General features: G+C 57.0%; 15 protein-coding genes. All 15 read left to right on the top strand.

What is annotated here, in order from left to right; translation table 11 throughout:
- Positions 1 to 308 precede the first annotated feature (308 nt).
- Positions 309 to 674, top strand: a complete 366-nt coding sequence (locus WCO56_22745; protein ID MEI7732407.1) for a hypothetical protein — start codon at positions 309 to 311, stop codon at positions 672 to 674.
- A 504-nt stretch (positions 675 to 1,178) separates the two neighbouring features.
- Positions 1,179 to 2,270 carry a restriction endonuclease gene (locus WCO56_22740; GenBank protein ID MEI7732406.1) on the top strand — a complete coding sequence of 364 codons (1,092 nt, stop codon included), beginning with the start codon at positions 1,179 to 1,181 and terminating at the stop codon, positions 2,268 to 2,270.
- 203 nt (positions 2,271 to 2,473) lie between these two features.
- Positions 2,474 to 3,868, top strand: a complete 1,395-nt coding sequence (locus WCO56_22735; GenBank protein MEI7732405.1) for a Gfo/Idh/MocA family oxidoreductase — start codon at positions 2,474 to 2,476, stop codon at positions 3,866 to 3,868.
- Between the two features lie 11 nt (positions 3,869 to 3,879).
- Positions 3,880 to 5,859, top strand: coding sequence for a glycoside hydrolase family 97 catalytic domain-containing protein (locus WCO56_22730; GenBank protein MEI7732404.1), 1,980 nt, complete (start codon positions 3,880 to 3,882; stop codon positions 5,857 to 5,859).
- Between the two features lie 136 nt (positions 5,860 to 5,995).
- A complete protein-coding gene (locus tag WCO56_22725; protein ID MEI7732403.1) occupies positions 5,996 to 6,451 on the top strand; it encodes a DUF1801 domain-containing protein in 456 nt (151 codons plus the stop codon).
- Between the two features lie 1,037 nt (positions 6,452 to 7,488).
- Positions 7,489 to 8,142 (top strand): serine acetyltransferase, encoded by a 654-nt coding sequence (locus WCO56_22720; GenBank protein ID MEI7732402.1) that lies wholly within the window; start codon positions 7,489 to 7,491, stop codon positions 8,140 to 8,142.
- 26 nt (positions 8,143 to 8,168) lie between these two features.
- The gene (locus WCO56_22715) at positions 8,169 to 9,512 is read left to right on the top strand and encodes a surface carbohydrate biosynthesis protein (GenBank protein ID MEI7732401.1); all 1,344 of its coding nucleotides are present in this window, start codon (positions 8,169 to 8,171) and stop codon (positions 9,510 to 9,512) included.
- Positions 9,513 to 9,541: 29 nt separating this feature from the next.
- Positions 9,542 to 10,597 carry a putative lipopolysaccharide heptosyltransferase III gene (gene rfaQ / locus WCO56_22710; protein ID MEI7732400.1) on the top strand — a complete coding sequence of 352 codons (1,056 nt, stop codon included), beginning with the start codon at positions 9,542 to 9,544 and terminating at the stop codon, positions 10,595 to 10,597.
- Between the two features lie 255 nt (positions 10,598 to 10,852).
- Entirely contained in the window at positions 10,853 to 12,028 is a 1,176-nt protein-coding gene (pseC, locus tag WCO56_22705) for a UDP-4-amino-4,6-dideoxy-N-acetyl-beta-L-altrosamine transaminase (protein ID MEI7732399.1), read from the top strand.
- Positions 12,028 to 13,533 (top strand): UDP-2,4-diacetamido-2,4,6-trideoxy-beta-L-altropyranose hydrolase, encoded by a 1,506-nt coding sequence (pseG, locus tag WCO56_22700; GenBank protein ID MEI7732398.1) that lies wholly within the window; start codon positions 12,028 to 12,030, stop codon positions 13,531 to 13,533. Before pseC ends, pseG begins: the two co-directional genes overlap by 1 nt.
- Positions 13,530 to 14,588, top strand: a complete 1,059-nt coding sequence (gene pseI / locus WCO56_22695) for a pseudaminic acid synthase (GenBank protein MEI7732397.1) — start codon at positions 13,530 to 13,532, stop codon at positions 14,586 to 14,588. Before pseG ends, pseI begins: the two co-directional genes overlap by 4 nt.
- A gap of 5 nt (positions 14,589 to 14,593) precedes the next feature.
- Entirely contained in the window at positions 14,594 to 15,340 is a 747-nt protein-coding gene (locus WCO56_22690) for a glycosyltransferase family protein (GenBank protein MEI7732396.1), read from the top strand.
- Between the two features lie 51 nt (positions 15,341 to 15,391).
- Complete coding sequence (gene pseB, locus WCO56_22685) at positions 15,392 to 16,375, top strand: UDP-N-acetylglucosamine 4,6-dehydratase (inverting) (protein MEI7732395.1); 984 nt, start codon at positions 15,392 to 15,394, stop codon at positions 16,373 to 16,375.
- A 54-nt stretch (positions 16,376 to 16,429) separates the two neighbouring features.
- A complete protein-coding gene (locus WCO56_22680; GenBank protein MEI7732394.1) occupies positions 16,430 to 17,056 on the top strand; it encodes a class I SAM-dependent methyltransferase in 627 nt (208 codons plus the stop codon).
- Positions 17,057 to 17,069: 13 nt separating this feature from the next.
- Complete coding sequence (locus WCO56_22675) at positions 17,070 to 18,203, top strand: glycosyltransferase family 4 protein (GenBank protein ID MEI7732393.1); 1,134 nt, start codon at positions 17,070 to 17,072, stop codon at positions 18,201 to 18,203.
- Positions 18,204 to 18,354 lie beyond the last annotated feature (151 nt).

Below are 18,354 nucleotides of genomic sequence, written 5' to 3'. Positions count from 1 at the left end.
TTCTTATCCTCTCAGCTATCGTCGGCCACTTACACGAAAATATTTATAGCCTCCATCAACCCCGTAGGCGGTTGCGTCATTTTACCCTGGGATGAGGGTCACCGGCGTTTGCCACAACCACTTTCAGGGTTGCCCAGTCACGGTGGACGTTGTACCCAAGGTAGAATCGGCCCTTTTCCCCTGACCGATTCAACCGTTGGGCTGGAGGACGTAACTCCGTTGGAGTTGTAGCTTGATTCCCCGTCGGGAGTGGGCGTAGGGTCGTCCACATGCACCGTGAGTAAAAAGCAATGATCTGATACCACATCATGGCCAGTGAACGTATGAACAGGTATAGGAAACAAATCAAAAATGGCTTGGCGGCATTGGCTGCACTTTCGGTCATGTTCATGGCCACTGGTTGTGTCGGGTTAGCGCATTCAGGCAGCACTTGTTGCCGTGATATCCCCGGAAAATATTATCGGGCCACACGAGTTGATATGATAGCCATTAAGGAAAAACCCCTTTTGACCCCACTGGTTATTGGTTTGGATCTCCCTTTTGCTCTTGTCGTAGAAACGATACAAATTCCTTTCATTCTAACTGACGTTCTTGATCCAAGGCCCGCTCAGTTAGAGTTGAGACCGCAATCTCCGTCACAAAAACCTGTTGAAGATGATCAGCCCAAGAAATGAAAGCATACGAAACAATCAAACCCTAGCCCGATTCGCCTTGACCCCAAGAACATTTTTGGAAATTGCCAGCACCATGACAAAAAACTGGAAACCGAAAAAAACTAACGAAACGTTCGTTCAATAATACTGTTAACCACAACCGCTCCACCAATATGTGCATGAAATTACCCTCTAATTCCATCCTGGAGGCCCGACTCTTGGACAAGGATAATCAGCTTCTTTCCACCGGGCGAGCGAGCGTTTGTAGAGAGAAATCATACGGGACGTTTTGGCCGAATCCCGGAGCAGCCCTGAATCACCTTCTAAAGTGCGGAGCCACTGTTCAAATGGAAAATCATAGGCTCCCGTTTCTCCGGCCAGAACTTTGCGACGATGACAAGACACAGTTGGGGCATTTTCACTTTGATGTTGTTATTTAATCATGCGCTGCATCACAACAGCCAGTGTCCTTATTACCAAATTATGGACATAGCACGCTAATTGGTGCCCCCATCTCACTGCGGAATGCAACTAATACTGACATCTCTTTGGGTGTGGTGGTGGGTAGGGTGCTGTCTGTGGTATTTCACGAAGCCAAAATCTAAAGGTGAGTTTTGGTTGACGTATGCCGCCGTCTCGGTGGTTTTCATCTACCTGTGTAATAAGGTGATGGCTTGGCGCGTAGAGATGCTGCAGAAGCGCGAACGCTGCCCACACGGTGTACAAGGAGGTTCAACATGTGAAGCCTGTGCCCTTGAAGCCGCGCGAACCCAACAGATTGCGGCAGAGGAGATCCGAGTAGCAAACGCCATCAAGAAAATAAAATCTGAAGCCGAGACTCTGCGACACAATGAACATAGTCGGCTGAGCAAACAGATGAACCATGATCTGGATAAGCTACTCAGCTTGTCACCGGAAGAGTTCGAAGGCTCTATTGCTGCGATGTATCGTGCCCTAGGTTTTGCCGTTCAGCGGACACCCCTAAGTAACGATTTTGGCAGGGATTTGATTTTGACTAAAGATGGGAAGACTACTTTTGTAGAGTGCAAACGATATGCAAGGGATAAACCAATTGGCCGCCCAGCGCTGCAAAAATTTTATGCAGCTATTGTTACGATGCAAGCGGATGCTGGGATCGTTGTTACCACCAGCAATTTCGCTTCAACCGCTGAGAAGTTTGCCTTGGAAAATAACATTGTATTAATAGATGGAGCCAAACTCCTGAAGTTGATGGCACAAGCGTTTCCCCGATCAAGCGAAGCCGACACCTACCGGCAAATGTGTCGCAGGTGCGGAGACGTGGTGACCTTCGACTTGAGGAAGGCGGATATGAAATTGACCTGTCGCAACGAACACAGTGTTTCCAGAGACCTCTCGAAGGACCTTCTTTTGATCAACCTCATCGAAGAGACTCCGCGCTGTGCCAAGTGTGGGCACACGATGAGGCTAGTCAATGGTCGACGGGGCCAGTTTTGGGGTTGCAGCAGCTATCCAGCGTGCCGAAGCACTCGGTCTTACGAGAGAAACGCCATTGCCGCCGGCAACACGCCCTCCAGTAACGCCTCACGCAAGACGTGGGGCCCCAGCGCCACCAAAAGCAAGTTCGACTATGACTAAAGGCAAAGCAATCAAACCCCAGTCCGGTTCGCCTTCGGCATTCGGTGTTCGGTATTCTTTCGGTGTTCGGTCCTCGGATTTCGGATTTGGCCGGGTCCAACAGCGGGGAGCCGTTTATTTCCCAATCAAGGCTTGCCAGGCGCGCCGTTCCGCATAGATGATTGGGGAAAACAGTCCTTAACCATGAATCAAAGCAGAGAGCTATGAAGAAACAGAATCAAACGGGAATGTCAGTGACCCGGCGTCACTTCCTCGGGGCGGCCACGACGTTGGCCGCGTTTTCCATTGTGCCGCGGTATGTGCTGGCCGGGTCGGGCAAGCTGGCGCCGAGCGATAAGATGAACATCGGCTGCGTGGGCGTGGGCGGCATGCAGGGGGCCGGGGATGTCCGCAATGTCGCCGGGGAAAACATTTATGCGATCTGCGATGTGGATGAGAATTTCCTGAACAAGTCCGCCGGGATTTATCCGAAGGCGAAGAAGTACCGGGATTTCCGCGAGATGCTGGATAAGGAGCACAAGACGCTGGACGGGATCACGATCACCATCCCGGACCACATGCATGCCTCGGTGGCGCTGTGGGCGATGGAGCGGGGCGTGCATGTGCATTGCCAGAAGCCGTTGACGCAAAGCATCTGGGAGGCGCGCCTGCTGGCGAAGGCGGCGGAGAAGTACAAGGTGTGCACGCAGATGGGGAACCAGGGGTATTCCTCCGAGGCGACGCGCCTGGCCTGCGAGTATGTCTGGAACGGGGACATCGGCGAGGTGACCGAGGTGCACGCGATGAGCGGCGGCGGGTTTGCGCGGGATATCAAGACGTGGCCGGCGGCGCAGCCGGTGCCGCCCACGCTGGATTGGAATCTTTGGACCGGGCGCGCGCCAGAGCATCCGTACAGCACCAAGATTCATCCGTCGAACTGGCGCGGGTTCCTGGATTACGGCACGCAGATGGTCGGGGATTGGGGGATTCATATCCTCGGCCCGGCGAATTGGGCGCTCCAGTTGGGCAGCCCCACGAGCGTGGAATGCACGGCGGTGGCGGAGGCGGAGGTGAACCCCATCACGTACCCGCCTTATATCGCCAAGTTCGAGTTCCCGGCGCGGCCGAACAAGTTCGTGGCCGGGGGCAAGATGCCGCCGGTGACGATTTATTGGTATGAAGGCGCCATGGCCCGCACGTTCCAGGCGCCCAAGACGCTGCCGGTGGACCCGCCCTCGCCGGATTCGCCGCCGTTCAAGTACAACCAGTTGTTCATCGGCACGAAGGGGTTCATGGGCACCAATGGGCGCGGGGAGAGCGTGCGGCTGCTGCCGGAATCGAAGGCGAAGGATCACAAGAAGCCGCCGACGGTCATCAAGCGTTCGCCAGGGCATTTCAAGGATTGGATCAACGCCTGCAAGGGCGGGGACGCCGCGTGCTCCAACTTCAGCATCGCCAGCCCGTTCACGGAATGGCTGCTGCTGGGGGCCATCAGTTGGCGCTTCCCGAAGACGAAGCTGCTCTGGGACGGCAAGGCCATGCGGTTCACCAATAATGAGAAGGCGAATGAGTTCATCAAGCCGTACTTCCGCAAGGGTTGGGAGCTGAAGGACGTTTAAGGGGAACATCCATGAGAGTGTCAGCCATCTTGGGTTTGGCGGTGGTGTTGACCGGTCTGGCGAGCGGCGGGGCATCCGGGGCGGAAACCGTGCGCTCGCCGGACGGGAAGATCGTCGTGTCCGTGGAACTGAAGGAGGGGCGTCCCTTCTGGAATGTCGCTTACGGCGATAATAAGATCATCCGCGACGGGTTGCTGGGCGTGGAGACTGCGCCGGATAACTTCAGCGGCCCGTACAAGCTGGCCGGGACGGAAACGGCGGCGGGCGACACGACCTGGAAACCGGTCTGGGGGTTTCTGAGCGAGGTGCGGGATCATTATAGCGAGTTGACCCTGCGCTTGCAGGAAACGGCTGCGGCCAGGCGGCTGATCCACGTGGTGCTGCGGGCTTACAACGAGGGCGTGGCGGTGCGGTATGTGTTCCCGCCCCAGCCGGGCCTCAAAGAGGTGACCGTCAAGAAGCTGCTGACGGAGTTCAAGTTCGGCGGGGACCAGGTGGTGTACAGCGCCCGCGATTATCAATATGGCAACGCGACGATTGCGACGTTGAAGAAAAGCGAAGGAGCCGTGACCGTGGCGGTGGGCGGCGGAAACTTCGTCACGCTGACGGATGCGGATCGGGCGGACTTCTCCGTGGTTTCGTGGAACGGGCGGAAAGGCAGCCCAGGGGTGATGGTGGCCGGGTTGCATTCCCCGGCGACGGGCGCGCTCCCGTTCAAGACGTCGTGGCTGGCCATGGTGATCGGGGAGACGGCGGGCAAGCTGGTGGAGAACCGCTACCTGATCGAGAACCTGAACCCGCCCTGTGCGATTGCGGACACGTCGTGGATCAAGCCCGGCAAGGCCATCTGCCAGGTTTACAACGCGCGGATGGTGACGGATGAGATCAAGAAGCTGATGGACTTTGGCTCCGCCCATAACTTCGATTACCTGGAGATTGATCACTCCTGGTCCGGCGCGGAGACCAAATGGACGCAGGAGGAAATCGCCAACTTCGAAAAGAACAAGGGCCCATTCTGGAACGATCACCCGGAATGGCGGGAGAACGTGAAGGGCGGCCTGATGAAGTCCGCCAAAGGCTATGTGCCGTTCCGGCCGAATTCACTCAAGGGGGGGAACTTCGTGGACCTGGACATCCCGGCCCTGACCGCCTACGGCAAGAGCCTGAAACATCCGATCGGGCTTTGCCTGTATGTCCGGGGCGCGCTGCTAAAGGAGTTCGGCGGCGAGCACGCGATCAATGACGTGTTCACCGTTTACGAGCAATGGGGCCTGGCCGGGGTCAAGCCGGGGTTCGTCCCGCCTTCCTCCCAGCAGAATGAGCGGGCCATTGCGTACATGGTGAAGCAGGCGGCGGAACATAAGCTGATCGCCGTGATCCACGACGCCTTCCTGCCCTACGGCCTTTGCCGGACTTATCCCAACCTGTTGAACGTGGAAGGCGTCGCCGGGGAAGAGGCGGAGCCATCCATCGCTCCCGAAATCAAATCGCTGCACGACATCATGCTGCCGTTCACGCGGGGCATCATGGGCTCGTTCGATTACACACCGCAGATTTACAAGAACTCCAAAACCCACTGCCATCAAGTGGCCATGCTGGGCGTTTACCTGGGCCGGGCCTCGGTGCGGGCGGGCATGAAGCAATGGTCCCCCGGCGGCGAGGGCGGCGCGGAGATCGAGTTCGCCGAGAAGATGCCCGGCCTGACCGATGAAATCAAAGTGACCACCGACCTGGGCAAGCACGTCACCGTGGCGCGGCGGCGGGGCGACAACTGGTACGTCGCCAGCATGTCCGGCCCGCAGGCCCAATCCCATTCGTACCCGCTCGCCTTCCTCAAGCCGGGCAAAACCTACACGGCCAGCATCTACCACGACACCCCCGGCAGCCGCAAAACCACGCACGCGCAGCAGAAAGTGACTTCCCAAAGCGTGATCCCCATCGCCATGGAACCGAACGGCGGCCACGTGATGATCATTGAGGCGGAGAAATGAAAGACGCTTTATGCAAGCGGCTGTTTTTCCATTGACCGGAGGGGCCTGTTTTTGGAGTGTTGGTGCCATGATAAATAGCCAACGGAAACCATGAACGAAAAGTACGTTCAATTACACTGTTAGGCACTGAAACTCTATGAAGAAACGACCCACTTCTGTTTCCCAGACCCCACCGAAGACGGGCGCAAAGGACAAGCCGGTGAAACTCCTTTCCGGCGGCAACCCGCAGATCGCGAAGGCCGACGGCGACGCGCCCGTTCAAGCCTACATCGCGGCGATGCCCGGCTGGAAGCGCGACCTGGGGACGCGCCTCGACGCGCTCATCGTGCGCAACGTGCCCAACGTGTGCAAAGCCGTGAAGTGGAACTCGCCATTTTACGGCATCGCGGGCCAAGGCTGGTTCCTGGGATTCCACGTCTTCACCCGCTACGTCAAGGTGTCCTTCTTCCGCGGCACGTCGCTGCAACCCGTCCCCCCCGGAGGCACGGGCAAGGACGGGCGCTGGATTGACATCCACGAGGACGACTTCGACGAGGCGCAGATGACGGACTGGGTAAAGCAGGCGGCCGCGTTGCCCGGCTGGGGTTCGTAACCATCTGCCACAACCACCTTCAGGGTTGCCCAATCACGGTGAACGGCGTAACCAAGGTAGAATCGGCCCCAATCCCCTTGCCGATTCAACCTTGGCCTCCGGTGATGCAATCCATACTGGATTGCCCGAATGCGGTTTATAAAATCCTCCAAAGATTTCGGCTTGCTCCTGGGTTCATTTTAATCCTGTAGGGATTACGTCCTCCAGCCCAGCATCGCGAGGAACGAGCCACCCTGGGTGAGGCGCAATGCGAAATTCCAGGTCCAGGACGGCCGGCACGGAAGGGACGGCAGGGACAAGTGATCAGTGACCAGTAATCAGTAAAAAGGAACGGGACGGATGGGACGAGAAAAACCAAACATTGCAAATTGAAAATTGCAAATTCAGGTGAACATTTTGAACCGCCAAACACGCAAATCACGCGAAAGAGGAACATGGCGAAGGGAAGATACGATTGACCTTATTGACCGGATTGACCAGGGGACAGCAGGGACGGAAAAGACCAGAATCACGCCAAGACGCCAGGGAAACGCTGAACGTCTCCACGGGACGATGGCCAATACGGCTGGGACCACGAAATACTTCAGCGCCGACTGATGGCGAGCGACTAAGAAAATTTTGGAAATGCTGCAATCTCACATCTCAGATCTCAGATTTCAAATTTCAGAAGATGGGAGTTATGGGACTGAGGGGACGAGAAAACCAAACATTGCAAATTGAAAATTGCAAAATGCAAATTCAGGGAACATTTTGAGCTGCCAAACACGCAAATCACGCGAAAGTGGAACATGGCGAAGGGAAGATGCGATTGACCGGATTGACCTTATTGACCAGGGGACAGCAGGGACGGATGGGATCTGTGGGCTTTGTGTTGCCGGAAAAGCCTTTGCCCTCGTAACCGTCTGGCACTCCTCGTGATCACCCACTTCGTGAAACCGGCATAAATATTGGGTTAAGGCTTGAAATCCGCATCGTAATTCCTACCATGCTACGCACAATCGGATGATTTACCGGCGAATAGCAGCATGATAACTCGGATGACAACCATAGAACTGGCGGATTATGTTTCCCGCCAGATCAATCTATTTTTCCCTGATAACGAACCCGTTACCTCAGGGCAGGTCGCCGCCATCTTGTCCTCAACGCTGCAGCGCTTGGAGATCTGCCTCTCCGCCTGCGTGATGAAATATTTTCAGCGCGATGGCCGCCCCTATTTCAACCATCTTCACTCTGACCAATATGCGATGTTTTTGTACCTGCTGGGTTCGACGGCACATCGCACCGGCGATCCGCGTTTGGCCGGGCTCGCCAGTAAATCCTACCTGCTAAACAAGGCACTGCATGGCTTGGATTTATTCTATGAAGTGAACTTGCCGGAAATATTCTGCCTGGCTCACCCGGTGGGAACGGTGCTGGGGCGCGCTCACTACGCAAATTACTTTGTCGCGATGCAGGGATGTTCGGTGGGGAACATTGGCGGCCATTATCCCAAGTTTGGGGAAAAGGTGGTATTGTGCAGCCAGGCGGCCGTGCTGGGCGACTGTGACTTCGGCGACGAAGTCTGCGTGGGAGCCGGCAGTCTGATCATGAATACCAAGGTGCCGGGCAACAGTACCGTCGTGGGCCGGGCGCAGGAGGTGCGCATCCTGGAAAATCGTGGGGATTTCTGGAAACAATTCTTCCACGCTTGAATCCAGTTGCTTGATAAAACAAGGGCATGAACAACGCCAAACGAATCGTCATCCTGGTAGATCATCGCAACCGCGATCTGATGCTGGCGGCCCTGCTGGCGCATCATTTGCAGGCCCGGGGAATCGAATGCTTTCTGGAACCGCTGGAAGCCTATCATGCCGTATTGGCGGCCTATGCACCGGATCTGATCGTCTTCAACCACATTAATTCCAGCCACCTGGTGCGTTATTCCCAGCGTCTGGCCCAGTTGAATGTGCTCACCGCCGTCCTGCCCAACGAGGGTATCATCTACGACGAAGCCAGCATCCGCTACAACTCCGGCCGGTACCACAAGGAGGCCCACATTGATTATTATTTCTGCTGGAACGAGAAGCATCAGGCGGGTTTGCGTGAACACCGATTGGGCCAAGGGGCCACCAAAATTGAGGTCTGCGGCGTACCCCGGTTCGATTTTTATTTCAAGCCCTGGTCGCGCCTTTTCCCCCGCACCCAGAATCCGGCGCGCCCGGTGTTGCTGGTTTGTACCAACCTGGCGTTCGCGCGTTTTGCCGAAATACCTGAAAGCGACGCGGACAAATTCTTTGCCCCGTTCAAGGATCGGATTCCCCAGTACCGCAATTACCGGGAAGCCATCCAGGTACATGCCCGCGAGCGGGAACGGCTATTGCAGTTTCTTGAGGCGCTGTTGGCCAACCAGGCCTACGATATCGTCCTGCGGCCACATCCCCGGGAAACCACCGGGTTCTACGAAGCCTGGCTGGACCGGTTGCCCGGGCCGCAACGCCAGCGAATCCGGCTGGATACCCAATCCAACATCACTGAATTAATCCTGAACAGTGACTTGGAACTCTCCTGTGAAACGTGCACCACCGCCTTGGAAGCGTGGATTGCCGGAAAGCCCACCATTGAACTGGTATTTGAAAAGCATCCGCTCTTTTACCATCCGGAAATAGCCCGGTTAAATGTGTGCTGCGAACAGCCCGATCAGCTACTTGCGCTGGTGGAGCAGCAGCTCAAAACACCCGCCCAACCGCAGTTGGCCGAAGCGCGCATCCAGCACCTGGCAAAGTGGTGTCACCGCCCGGACGGTAACGCGAGCTTGGCGATCGCCAACCTGTTGGCGGAAGCGGTCCTTCACAAGCCAGAGGTGCGCCGCGAGTTCACGTTCAACGAATACCGTAAAGGAATCAAGTTAAAGCTGTTACGCACAGTAAATCTGCCCTACAACTTTGATCCGGTGCTCAAGCTCAAGTTTGCCCTGTTTCCCGGCCGTTATGCCACCAAGGATTTTGTTTATAAGAAAACCTTGCGGCCCTCCGATGGCGCGGAGGCGGATCGAGACATAACCGCCAGTCTGCGCTTGCAGTAATCCTTGCGCACCGCCATGCAGCCATCACCATGAAATTATTGCTGGTCAAGCTGGGGCACTTGGGGGATGTGCTGCTCATGACGCCCACGCTCCGGCTTTTGCGAACGCAATTTCCCTCGGCACGCATTGATGTCATGGTCCGCCGGGGAACCCATGCCGCGCTGGAAGATAATCCCGACCTGTCCAACCTTTACCTGGAAACTCCGCCCAAACAGGAGCGGACGGCGGGGATGGCCTCCGGTTTTTTCCGTAATGTTCGCGGCCTGTTCGCCCAAAGGTATGATTACGGTTTCGACTTATCCAACTCGGATCGCGCCCGGTTATGGCTGCTGCTTTCCGCTACGCGAACCCGTTGCGCCAATAACCCCTATGGTGAATTAGGGAAAAAACGTTACCTTTACAACCAACTGGCTAATTTTCAATGGGCGCGCGATCATCAAGTGCTGCGGGATTTCCGAACCGTAACGGAGTCGTTGCACCTTCAGGCCGAACCCGGTCCCTTGTATATCTGTACTGGCAATCTAGACACCACCGCTTTAGCGCAACGCCTGCCGTTCATACCCGGATTGGAACGGTATGCCGTGATTCATCCCACCAGCCGGTGGGCCTTCAAACAATGGCTCCCAGAACGCTGGGCACGCGTGGCTGACTGGCTGACTGCCACCCAAGGCTTGAAGGTCGTCTTTACCAGTGGTCCGGATCCACGGGAGCAAAGCTATGTGGATGGGATCCTCAGCCACTGCCAGAACAAACATGCGGCGACGCGGGGCGCCACATCGTTACGCGAGCTGGCGTGGTTAATCAGCAAGGCCACCCTGTTTTGCGGCGTGGATACCGTCGCCATGCACCTCGCGGCCGCCGTGCAAACACCCACGGTCTGCCTGTTTGGCCCATCGTCCGAATGGAGCTGGCATCCCTGGCAAAACCGCCATGAGCTGGTGCTGGGCGCTTGCCAGTGCAAACAGACCCGCGTCTTTGTCTGCGATAAATCCCGGCCGTACCCCTGCATGGAGGGGATCACGGAAACCGAGGTCCATGACAAAATCCTTAAACTGATGGCCAATTCCAAATCGCTTTCAAGATGAGACTAATTCGCTGGTCTTTTGAGCTGCTGGCTTCGTTGCTCGCTCGTTGCAGACCGCTACGGGTATGCGCCTCGCTCGCGTCTCGCCAGCCGCCCAAAATCCTGCGCGCCTTAGCCTTATCTTGAAAGCTCATTGGAATAATGCCTGAACTGCCGAACCTGGAATTGACACGGATGCCCGCCCGGCTAGAGTGGTCTCCATGGCTGGATTAACAGTACGATGGTTGCCATCAATTGAAGCACCAAGCAGATCAAAATGAACGCCGCCGCGCCAAAGCTGCCTTATGGACGTCAAAGCATTGATACGAACGATATTGATGCCGTGGTCGAAGTGTTGCGTTCGGATTGGTTGACGCAAGGTCCGGCCATCCCCCGGTTCGAGCGTGCCGTCGCGGATTATTGCGGGGTAAAATATGCGGTTGCGGTATGCAATGCCACGGCCGCCCTGCATATTGGTGCCAAGGCGCTGGGACTCAAACCCGGTGGTCGGCTTTGGACAGTACCCAACACGTTTGTCGCGTCCGCAAACTGCGGGTTGTATTGTGGCGCCCAAGTGGATTTCGTGGATATTGACCCGCGCACCTACAACCTGAGTGTACCCCAACTCGAACAAAAACTGGCCCAGGCTCAAAAAGATCAGGCGTTACCGGATGTGGTCGTGCCGGTTCACTTTTCCGGGCAATCCTGCGACATGGAGGCGATTCAGCGCCTGTCGAAGCAGTTCGGCTTCCAAATCATGGAGGATGCCGCGCATGCCATCGGTGGTCGCTACCAAGGTAAACCCGTTGGCGATTGCCGGTTTTCGGATTTGGCCGTATTCAGTTTTCATCCCGTTAAAATCATCACCACAGGTGAAGGCGGCATGGTACTTACGAACCGCCAGGAGCTATATGAGCAACTGATTCGCCTGCGCACCCATGGCATCACGCGCGAGCCCCAGTTCATGGAACAGGCATCCCATGGTCCTTGGTATTACGAGCAGGTGGAACTGGGATATAATTATCGGATGACGGACATTCAGGCAGCCTTGGGAGCGAGCCAGATGAACAAGCTCGAAAAATTCGTGGGGCGCCGCCGACAGTTGGCCCGACAATACAGCGAACTTTTGGCCAACCTGCCCCTGACCCTGCCATGGCAGCATCCCGACACCGAATCCGCCTGGCATTTGTATGTTGTGCGCTTGCAACGCGCACAACTCAACGTGTCGCATCGGCAGGTATTTGAGGCCTTACACGCGGCCGGCATCATGGTCCAATTACATTACATCCCGGTCCATTTGCAGCCGTATTATCGCAAGCTGGGATTCGCGCCGGGCCGGTGCCCTGAAGCGGAGCAGTATTATCACGAAACCATCAGTTTGCCCATGTACGCCAGCCTGACGGATGCGGATCAAGACCGGGTGGTGGCGACGCTGCGTCACCTGCTCTCCTGATGTCCCCCTTGCTGATCATTCGCACCGACGCCAGCCCCGAGATTGGAACGGGACATGTCATGCGTTGCCTGGCATTTGCGGAAATCTGGCTGCGCAACGGCGGCCAGGCGATCCTGGCCCCCAGGTTGCTTCCCGAATATTTTGAAGCGCGCGCCCAAAAAATGGGTCTGGAAGTCGGCCGGCTAACCTCGCCACTCGGGAGTCTCGAGGATGCCGCCGAGCTAATCCGCCTGGCCAAAGCACGCGCCGCCGCCTGGATCATGGTGGACGGATACCAATTCTACGAGTCCTATCAAGACTCCCTGGCAAACGCCGGATTGGCCGTTCTTTGGGTGGATGATTTTGGATCGCTGAACCATTACTCCGCCAGCATGGTGCTGAATCAAAGCCTTGGCGCTACCCGCGCCCGCTACCCGCGCATCACCGCCTCCACGCGTCTGCTGCTGGGGTGCCGCTACCTGCAACTGCGACGCGAGTTTTTGATCTGGCAGCACTGGCAGCGCAACATTCCGGATACCGCCCGCCGCATCCTCATCACCATGGGGGGGAGCGATCCGGACAATGTGGCGCTTAAAGCCCTCGAAGGAGTGATCCAAACCGGGCTGCCGTTGAGCGCCACGGTCATCGTCGGTGCCAGTTCGCCAAATTATCAAGTATTGCAGAACGCCGTCGCCGGCACCTCACACCGGCTAGTGCGCAATGCCGAAAACATGCCGGAACTGATGTCGCAAGCCGATCTGGCCATCACCGCCGGCGGCACCACCGCCTGGGAACTGGCGTATATGGGCGTGCCAACGCTCCTCATCACGCAGGCGGATAACCAGTTGTTAAACTGCGAGGTGCTGGATCGCGAGGGAGCCGCCCAAAATCTGGGCTGGCATCATTTATTAAGCGCCCAGGCCATCGCTCAATCCCTAAAGAATTTGACCGGCAACCCGGTTTTACGTGCCGCCATGTCCCAAGCCGCCCGGAAACTTGTGGATGGGCGCGGCTGTCTGCGGGTTTGGCTGAGCCTGAATGAAACTCATTTCCAATTTCGTCCGGCAACCGCGGAAGACTGCGCCCTGATTCACCAATGGGCGAATGCTCCGGAAGTTCGCGCCGTTTCGTTCTCCTCCAATCCCATTCCCTGGGAAACCCACACGCTTTGGTTTGAACGGAAACTGCACGATGCCGCCTGCGATCTTTGGATCGCTTGCGGGCCGGATCAAAAACCAGCCGGCCAAGTGCGCTTTGAGCGCGACGGACAAATTGCGGTAATCTCGGTTTCGCTGGACGCCGCCGCGCGCGGCCAGGGTCGCGGCAGCCTGCTGATTTGGGCCGGCTGCCGCCGTTTATTTCAGCAACGCGGAGAGACCCACATCATTCACGCCTATATCAAACCGGAAAACCTGGCCTCGTTGCGCGCTTTTCAAAATGCCGGATTCGGCAACGTGCACAAAACCGTGGTGCAGGATCAGGATGCCTGGCGCTGTGATCTTACCCGTGAAAGCTGTATGGAATGAATAACGAACTCACCATCAACCAGCACCGGATCGGTGCCGGCCAACCGGTCTATATCATCGCCGAACTGTCCGCCAACCATGGCCAAAACTTCGACCAAGCAGTCCATATCATCCGCGCGATGAAAGAGGCCGGCGCGGACGCCGTGAAAGTACAGACGTACACCGCCGACACGCTGACCATCCCCTGCGATAATGAATATTTCCGCATTGGCGGCGGCACGCTTTGGGATGGACGCACCCTGCATGAGCTATATCAGCAGGCGTACATGCCTTGGGAATGGACCCCAAAACTCATGGCCATTGCACAAGAACTCGGGCTGGATTTTTTCTCGACCCCGTTCGACTTCACCGCCGTGGATTTTTTGGAATCCTTGAAGGTGCCCGCGCACAAAGTCGCCTCGTTCGAGCTAGTGGATATTCCCCTGTTGCAAAAAATCGCCGCCACCGGCAAGCCCATTGTGGCCTCGACCGGCATGGCCAGCCTCGCGGAAATCCAGGAAGCCGTGGACACCATGCGCCAAGTGGGAAACACCCAATTGGCCCTGCTCAAATGCACCAGCGCTTACCCGGCCAGCCCGGACGAAATGAACCTGCGCACCCTGGGCGACCTCGCCGCGCGGTTTCAAGTGCCAGTCGGCTTATCCGATCACACCTTGGGCATTGCGGTGCCAATCGCGGCCGTGTCACTCGGCGCCTGCATCATTGAAAAACATTTCACCCTCTCGCGGGCCATCCCGGGGCCGGACTCCGCATTTTCCCTCGAACCACCCGAGTTCAAGGCCATGGTGCAAGCCATCCGCGTCGCGGAAAAAGCGCTGGGCCGGGTCAGCTACGAAATCAGCGGGAATGAGAGCAAAAGCCGGATGTTCCGCCGCTCGCTGTTTGTGGTGGAGGACGTGCAAGCCGGAGAGCGTTTCACTGAAACCAACGTGCGTTCCATCCGGCCCGGACATGGGTTGCACACCCGGCATCTCCGGGAGGTGCTGGGCAAAAGAGCCTCCCAATCCATTTCGCGTGGCACCCCTTTGAGCTGGGATCTGATCGCAAAGGATTAACGAGTATGAAGACCATTGCCATCATCCAGGCCCGCATGGGCGCCACCCGATTGCCCGGCAAAGTTCTGCTATCGCTTTGCGGCCAAACCGTACTGAGCCACGTGATCGCGCGCGTGCGCCAGGCCAAACGTCTCCATGGCGTCCTGGTGGCCACCACGATAGCCCCTCAGGATGAAGCCATTGAGCGGGCTTGCCAACAAATCGGCGTGCCGTGTCATCGCGGCAGTGAGCAGGACGTTCTGGATCGCTATTACCAAGCCGCCCGATCCATCGATGCAGAGGTAGTGGTACGCATCACCGCTGATTGTCCGTTGTTCGATGGGGAGTTGCTGGACCACATGCTGGGTCACTTTGAGGCGGCCCGCGAAGCGGGAGTTCGGCTTGATTACTTGTGCAACGTGGTGAAGCGCACCTATCCCCGAGGGTTGGATACCGAGATATTCACCATGAATGCGCTGGAACGCGCCCATCGGGAGGCCATCAAACCCTATGAACGGGAACACGTCACCCCCTATCTTTATCAGCACCCCGAACTCTTCAAGCGTTTCGATTTTGAAGGAGACCAGAACTGGTCCCATTACCGCTGGACGCTCGATACGCCGGAAGATTGGACGTTGATTGAAACGATCTACCAGCATCTGTACCGGCCCGGTAAAGTCTTTGCCACAGAGCAAGTTCTGGAATTGTTACAGCACCAGCCTGAACTGGTAAAAATCAACGCTGCCATCGAGCAGAAAAAATTAGGGCAATAGTCTGCAAAGTTTCCTTTGTCATGGCTCTGGAAATTGTATTTAATACCCGCCATGAATTGGCGAGACTCAGTTATTTTGATCACCGGCGGAACCGGTTCTTTTGGTAAAAAGTTCACGGAAACCGTGCTGCGCGATTTACAGCCCAAAAAGCTGATCGTGTTCAGCCGGGATGAGCTGAAGCAGCATGAAATGCAGCAGTTGTTCCCCCCGCAAAAACACCCCAATCTGCGGTTTTTTATTGGGGACGTGCGGGATCGCGACCGGCTGCAACGCGCCTTTACCGGGGTGGATGTGGTCATCCACGCCGCCGCGCTGAAACAGGTGCCCGCCTGCGAATACAATCCGTTCGAGGCCATCCAGACCAACATTATTGGCGCCAAGAATATTATTGATGCCGCGATTGATCGGGGCGTCAAACGCGTCGTGGCACTCAGCACGGACAAGGCGGTCAACCCCATCAATCTGTACGGCGCCACCAAGCTCTGCGCCGAAAAACTGTTCATCCAGGGCAACACCTATGCCGCCTCGGGCAACACACGCTTCTGCTGCGTGCGCTACGGTAACGTGGTCGGCAGCCGCGGCAGTGTGATCCCGTTGTTCCTCAAGCAACAAGCCACGGGAAAAATCACGATCACCGATGGGCGCATGACGCGGTTTTGGATCACGCTCGAACAAGGGGTGAAACTCGTCACCACCGCCATGGAGCGGATGCATGGCGGCGAAGTGTTTGTCCCCAAGATTCCCAGCATGAATATCATGGACCTGGCGGCGGCCATCGCCCCGGAATGCAAGGTGGAGACCATCGGCATCCGGCCTGGAGAAAAGCTGCATGAAGTGCTGGTGTCCGAAGACGAGGCGCGCAACACCGTCGAACTCGCGGACATGTACATCATCAAACCCAATCACCCATTCTGGGATGAGACCAAATGGAGCGAGGGGACGCCCCTGCCGGACGGCTTTTGGTACGGCAGTGACAACAATACTCAATGGCTTAAGGGCAAGGAACTCCAGCGACTGGCCAGCGACGTCAAATGACCCGGCGATAAACTCGCTATCTGTCACCAACGCATCCCCTAACAACCTCGCAACATGCACGTACCAGACCCACGCGAACGAGAAGTGGCCCGCCGCTACTTCACCCCTTTCCTGAAATATCTTCAATCCTGCCGTTCCATCGTGGATATTGCCTCCGGCCAAGGGCACTTTCTGGAACTACTCAAGGAATCCGGCCTGAATGGCACCGGTATCGAACTGGATGAAGCCCTGTGCGCCAGCTCCCGCCAAAAAGGGCTGCAAGTGATCCAAGCCAGCTTTTTTGATCACCTCAAGGCGGTACCGCCGGGCACCTTTGACGGTGCCAACGTCTCTCACATCGTCGAACACTTCACCCCTGTCCAGGTCGAGGAATTGTTCACCCTGCTTCATCGCGCCTTGAAGCCAGGATCGCCCATGGTTATTTTGACGCCGAATATCGCCAATATGCGCCGCGCCGTGGGCGATTTTTGGCGTGACCCCACCCATGTGCGCCCGTACCCGATTTCGGCGCTGTCCAAATTGCTGCGCCGCGCCGGTTGGGAAGTGGTCGAGTCCGGAGAATACAGTGATCGCAAACCGTCGCTGGGCCGGACCATCATTTACGCGATCCGCAACGCGCTGTTGGGGCGCTACTGGGGCGGCGATGACCTGTTTGTGATTGCCCGGCGTCCAACTCAGTAACCCGGAGCCTGACGTGGCGCCAGCCGTCATCACCAGCGGCCACCCCGGCATGAATGGCAACGTCATTTTTCTACAGCAACGCACGCATCGCGCCGGCGCGCAAACGTGTCTGGCCAGGCTCCTGCGCCATCCCGGCATGCACGCGTGGCAACCCGCCTTGGTTTGCGCCAAAGATGGTTGGCTGACGGAGGATTGCCGCTCACACGCCATCCCGTGCCTGACGCATCCGTTCCCCAGTTCGCGCGCGCTCCTCAGCCGCTGGTTTCGCAACGCGAACTTTGCCCGCGAGACGGCCCACGCATTAGCCCGGCATACCCTGCATCCGCTGATCATCCAGGCCAATGACCATCTGGAAGGCCTGCTGGGGCTCGAACTCGCCCAGCGCACCCACGCGCGATGCGCAATTTTCCTGCGTTCGCCCGGCATGACGCGGGAAGATTATTTCAAGTATCGTTGCCCGGACTACGACCTGATCATAGCGGTGGGCGACGAACTGCAAGCCCGCGCCCGCAGTTGGGACCCCGGCCGCAATATCCTGCTGATTCATGATGGCATTGAATCCGCTGAATACTGCCCGCCCAAACCAAAACCAGTGGCGTTCCCCAAAAAAATCCTGGTCATTGGCTCATCCTTGGATTGGAAAGGTTGGAGTGATTTGACGGAAGCCCTGCACCAACTGCAACAAGGGGGCCAACTACCGGAAATCCAATTCGATTTCACCGGCGACCAGCCTGATCCGACCCGGAACAACCTGCGGCTTGAACGGATGTCCAAGGGAGCGTTTCATTTCCTGGGGCGCGTAGAAAAATTCCGGGACCTGGTGCGGCAATACGACCTGGCCATCAACCCCTCCCGCCATGAAAGCTTCGGCATGGCGGCCATCGAGGTGTTGTTCGCCGGTGTGCCGCTGCTCTCCAGCCGCAGCGGAATCATTGAACAGGTACAGGAAAATCCCGCCTTCCTGTTTGCGCCCCAGCAACCCGAAGCGCTGGCGGCCAGCCTCAAACACCTGCTGCAACAGTGGCCCGAACTGGATACCAGTGTGGTTCCAGCCCAGGAAAATATTCAGAAAAAATTTCTGGTGGATTATACTGTCCAGAAACTCAGCGCGGCATACACGCAGCTTCTTTCCACCGGCACTGCCTGAGAAGCCTGCGCGAGGTGGTTGACCATCCCCCTCATTCCATGTTTGAATGCCGGGGTATGACATACCACACCATGATCACGCGGGCTGTGCGGCACCGGTAAACCCGCCCGTGATTTGGGAAACTTTTGAATTGGTTTGAGAAACTCTTGGT

It is taken from the genome of Verrucomicrobiota bacterium (assembly GCA_037139415.1).
In the GTDB taxonomy this organism is placed as follows: Bacteria; Verrucomicrobiota; Verrucomicrobiia; order Limisphaerales; family Fontisphaeraceae; genus JBAXGN01.
The sequence above is the reverse complement of the archived record's forward strand: the minus strand, read 5'-3'. Positions and strand labels throughout refer to the sequence as shown.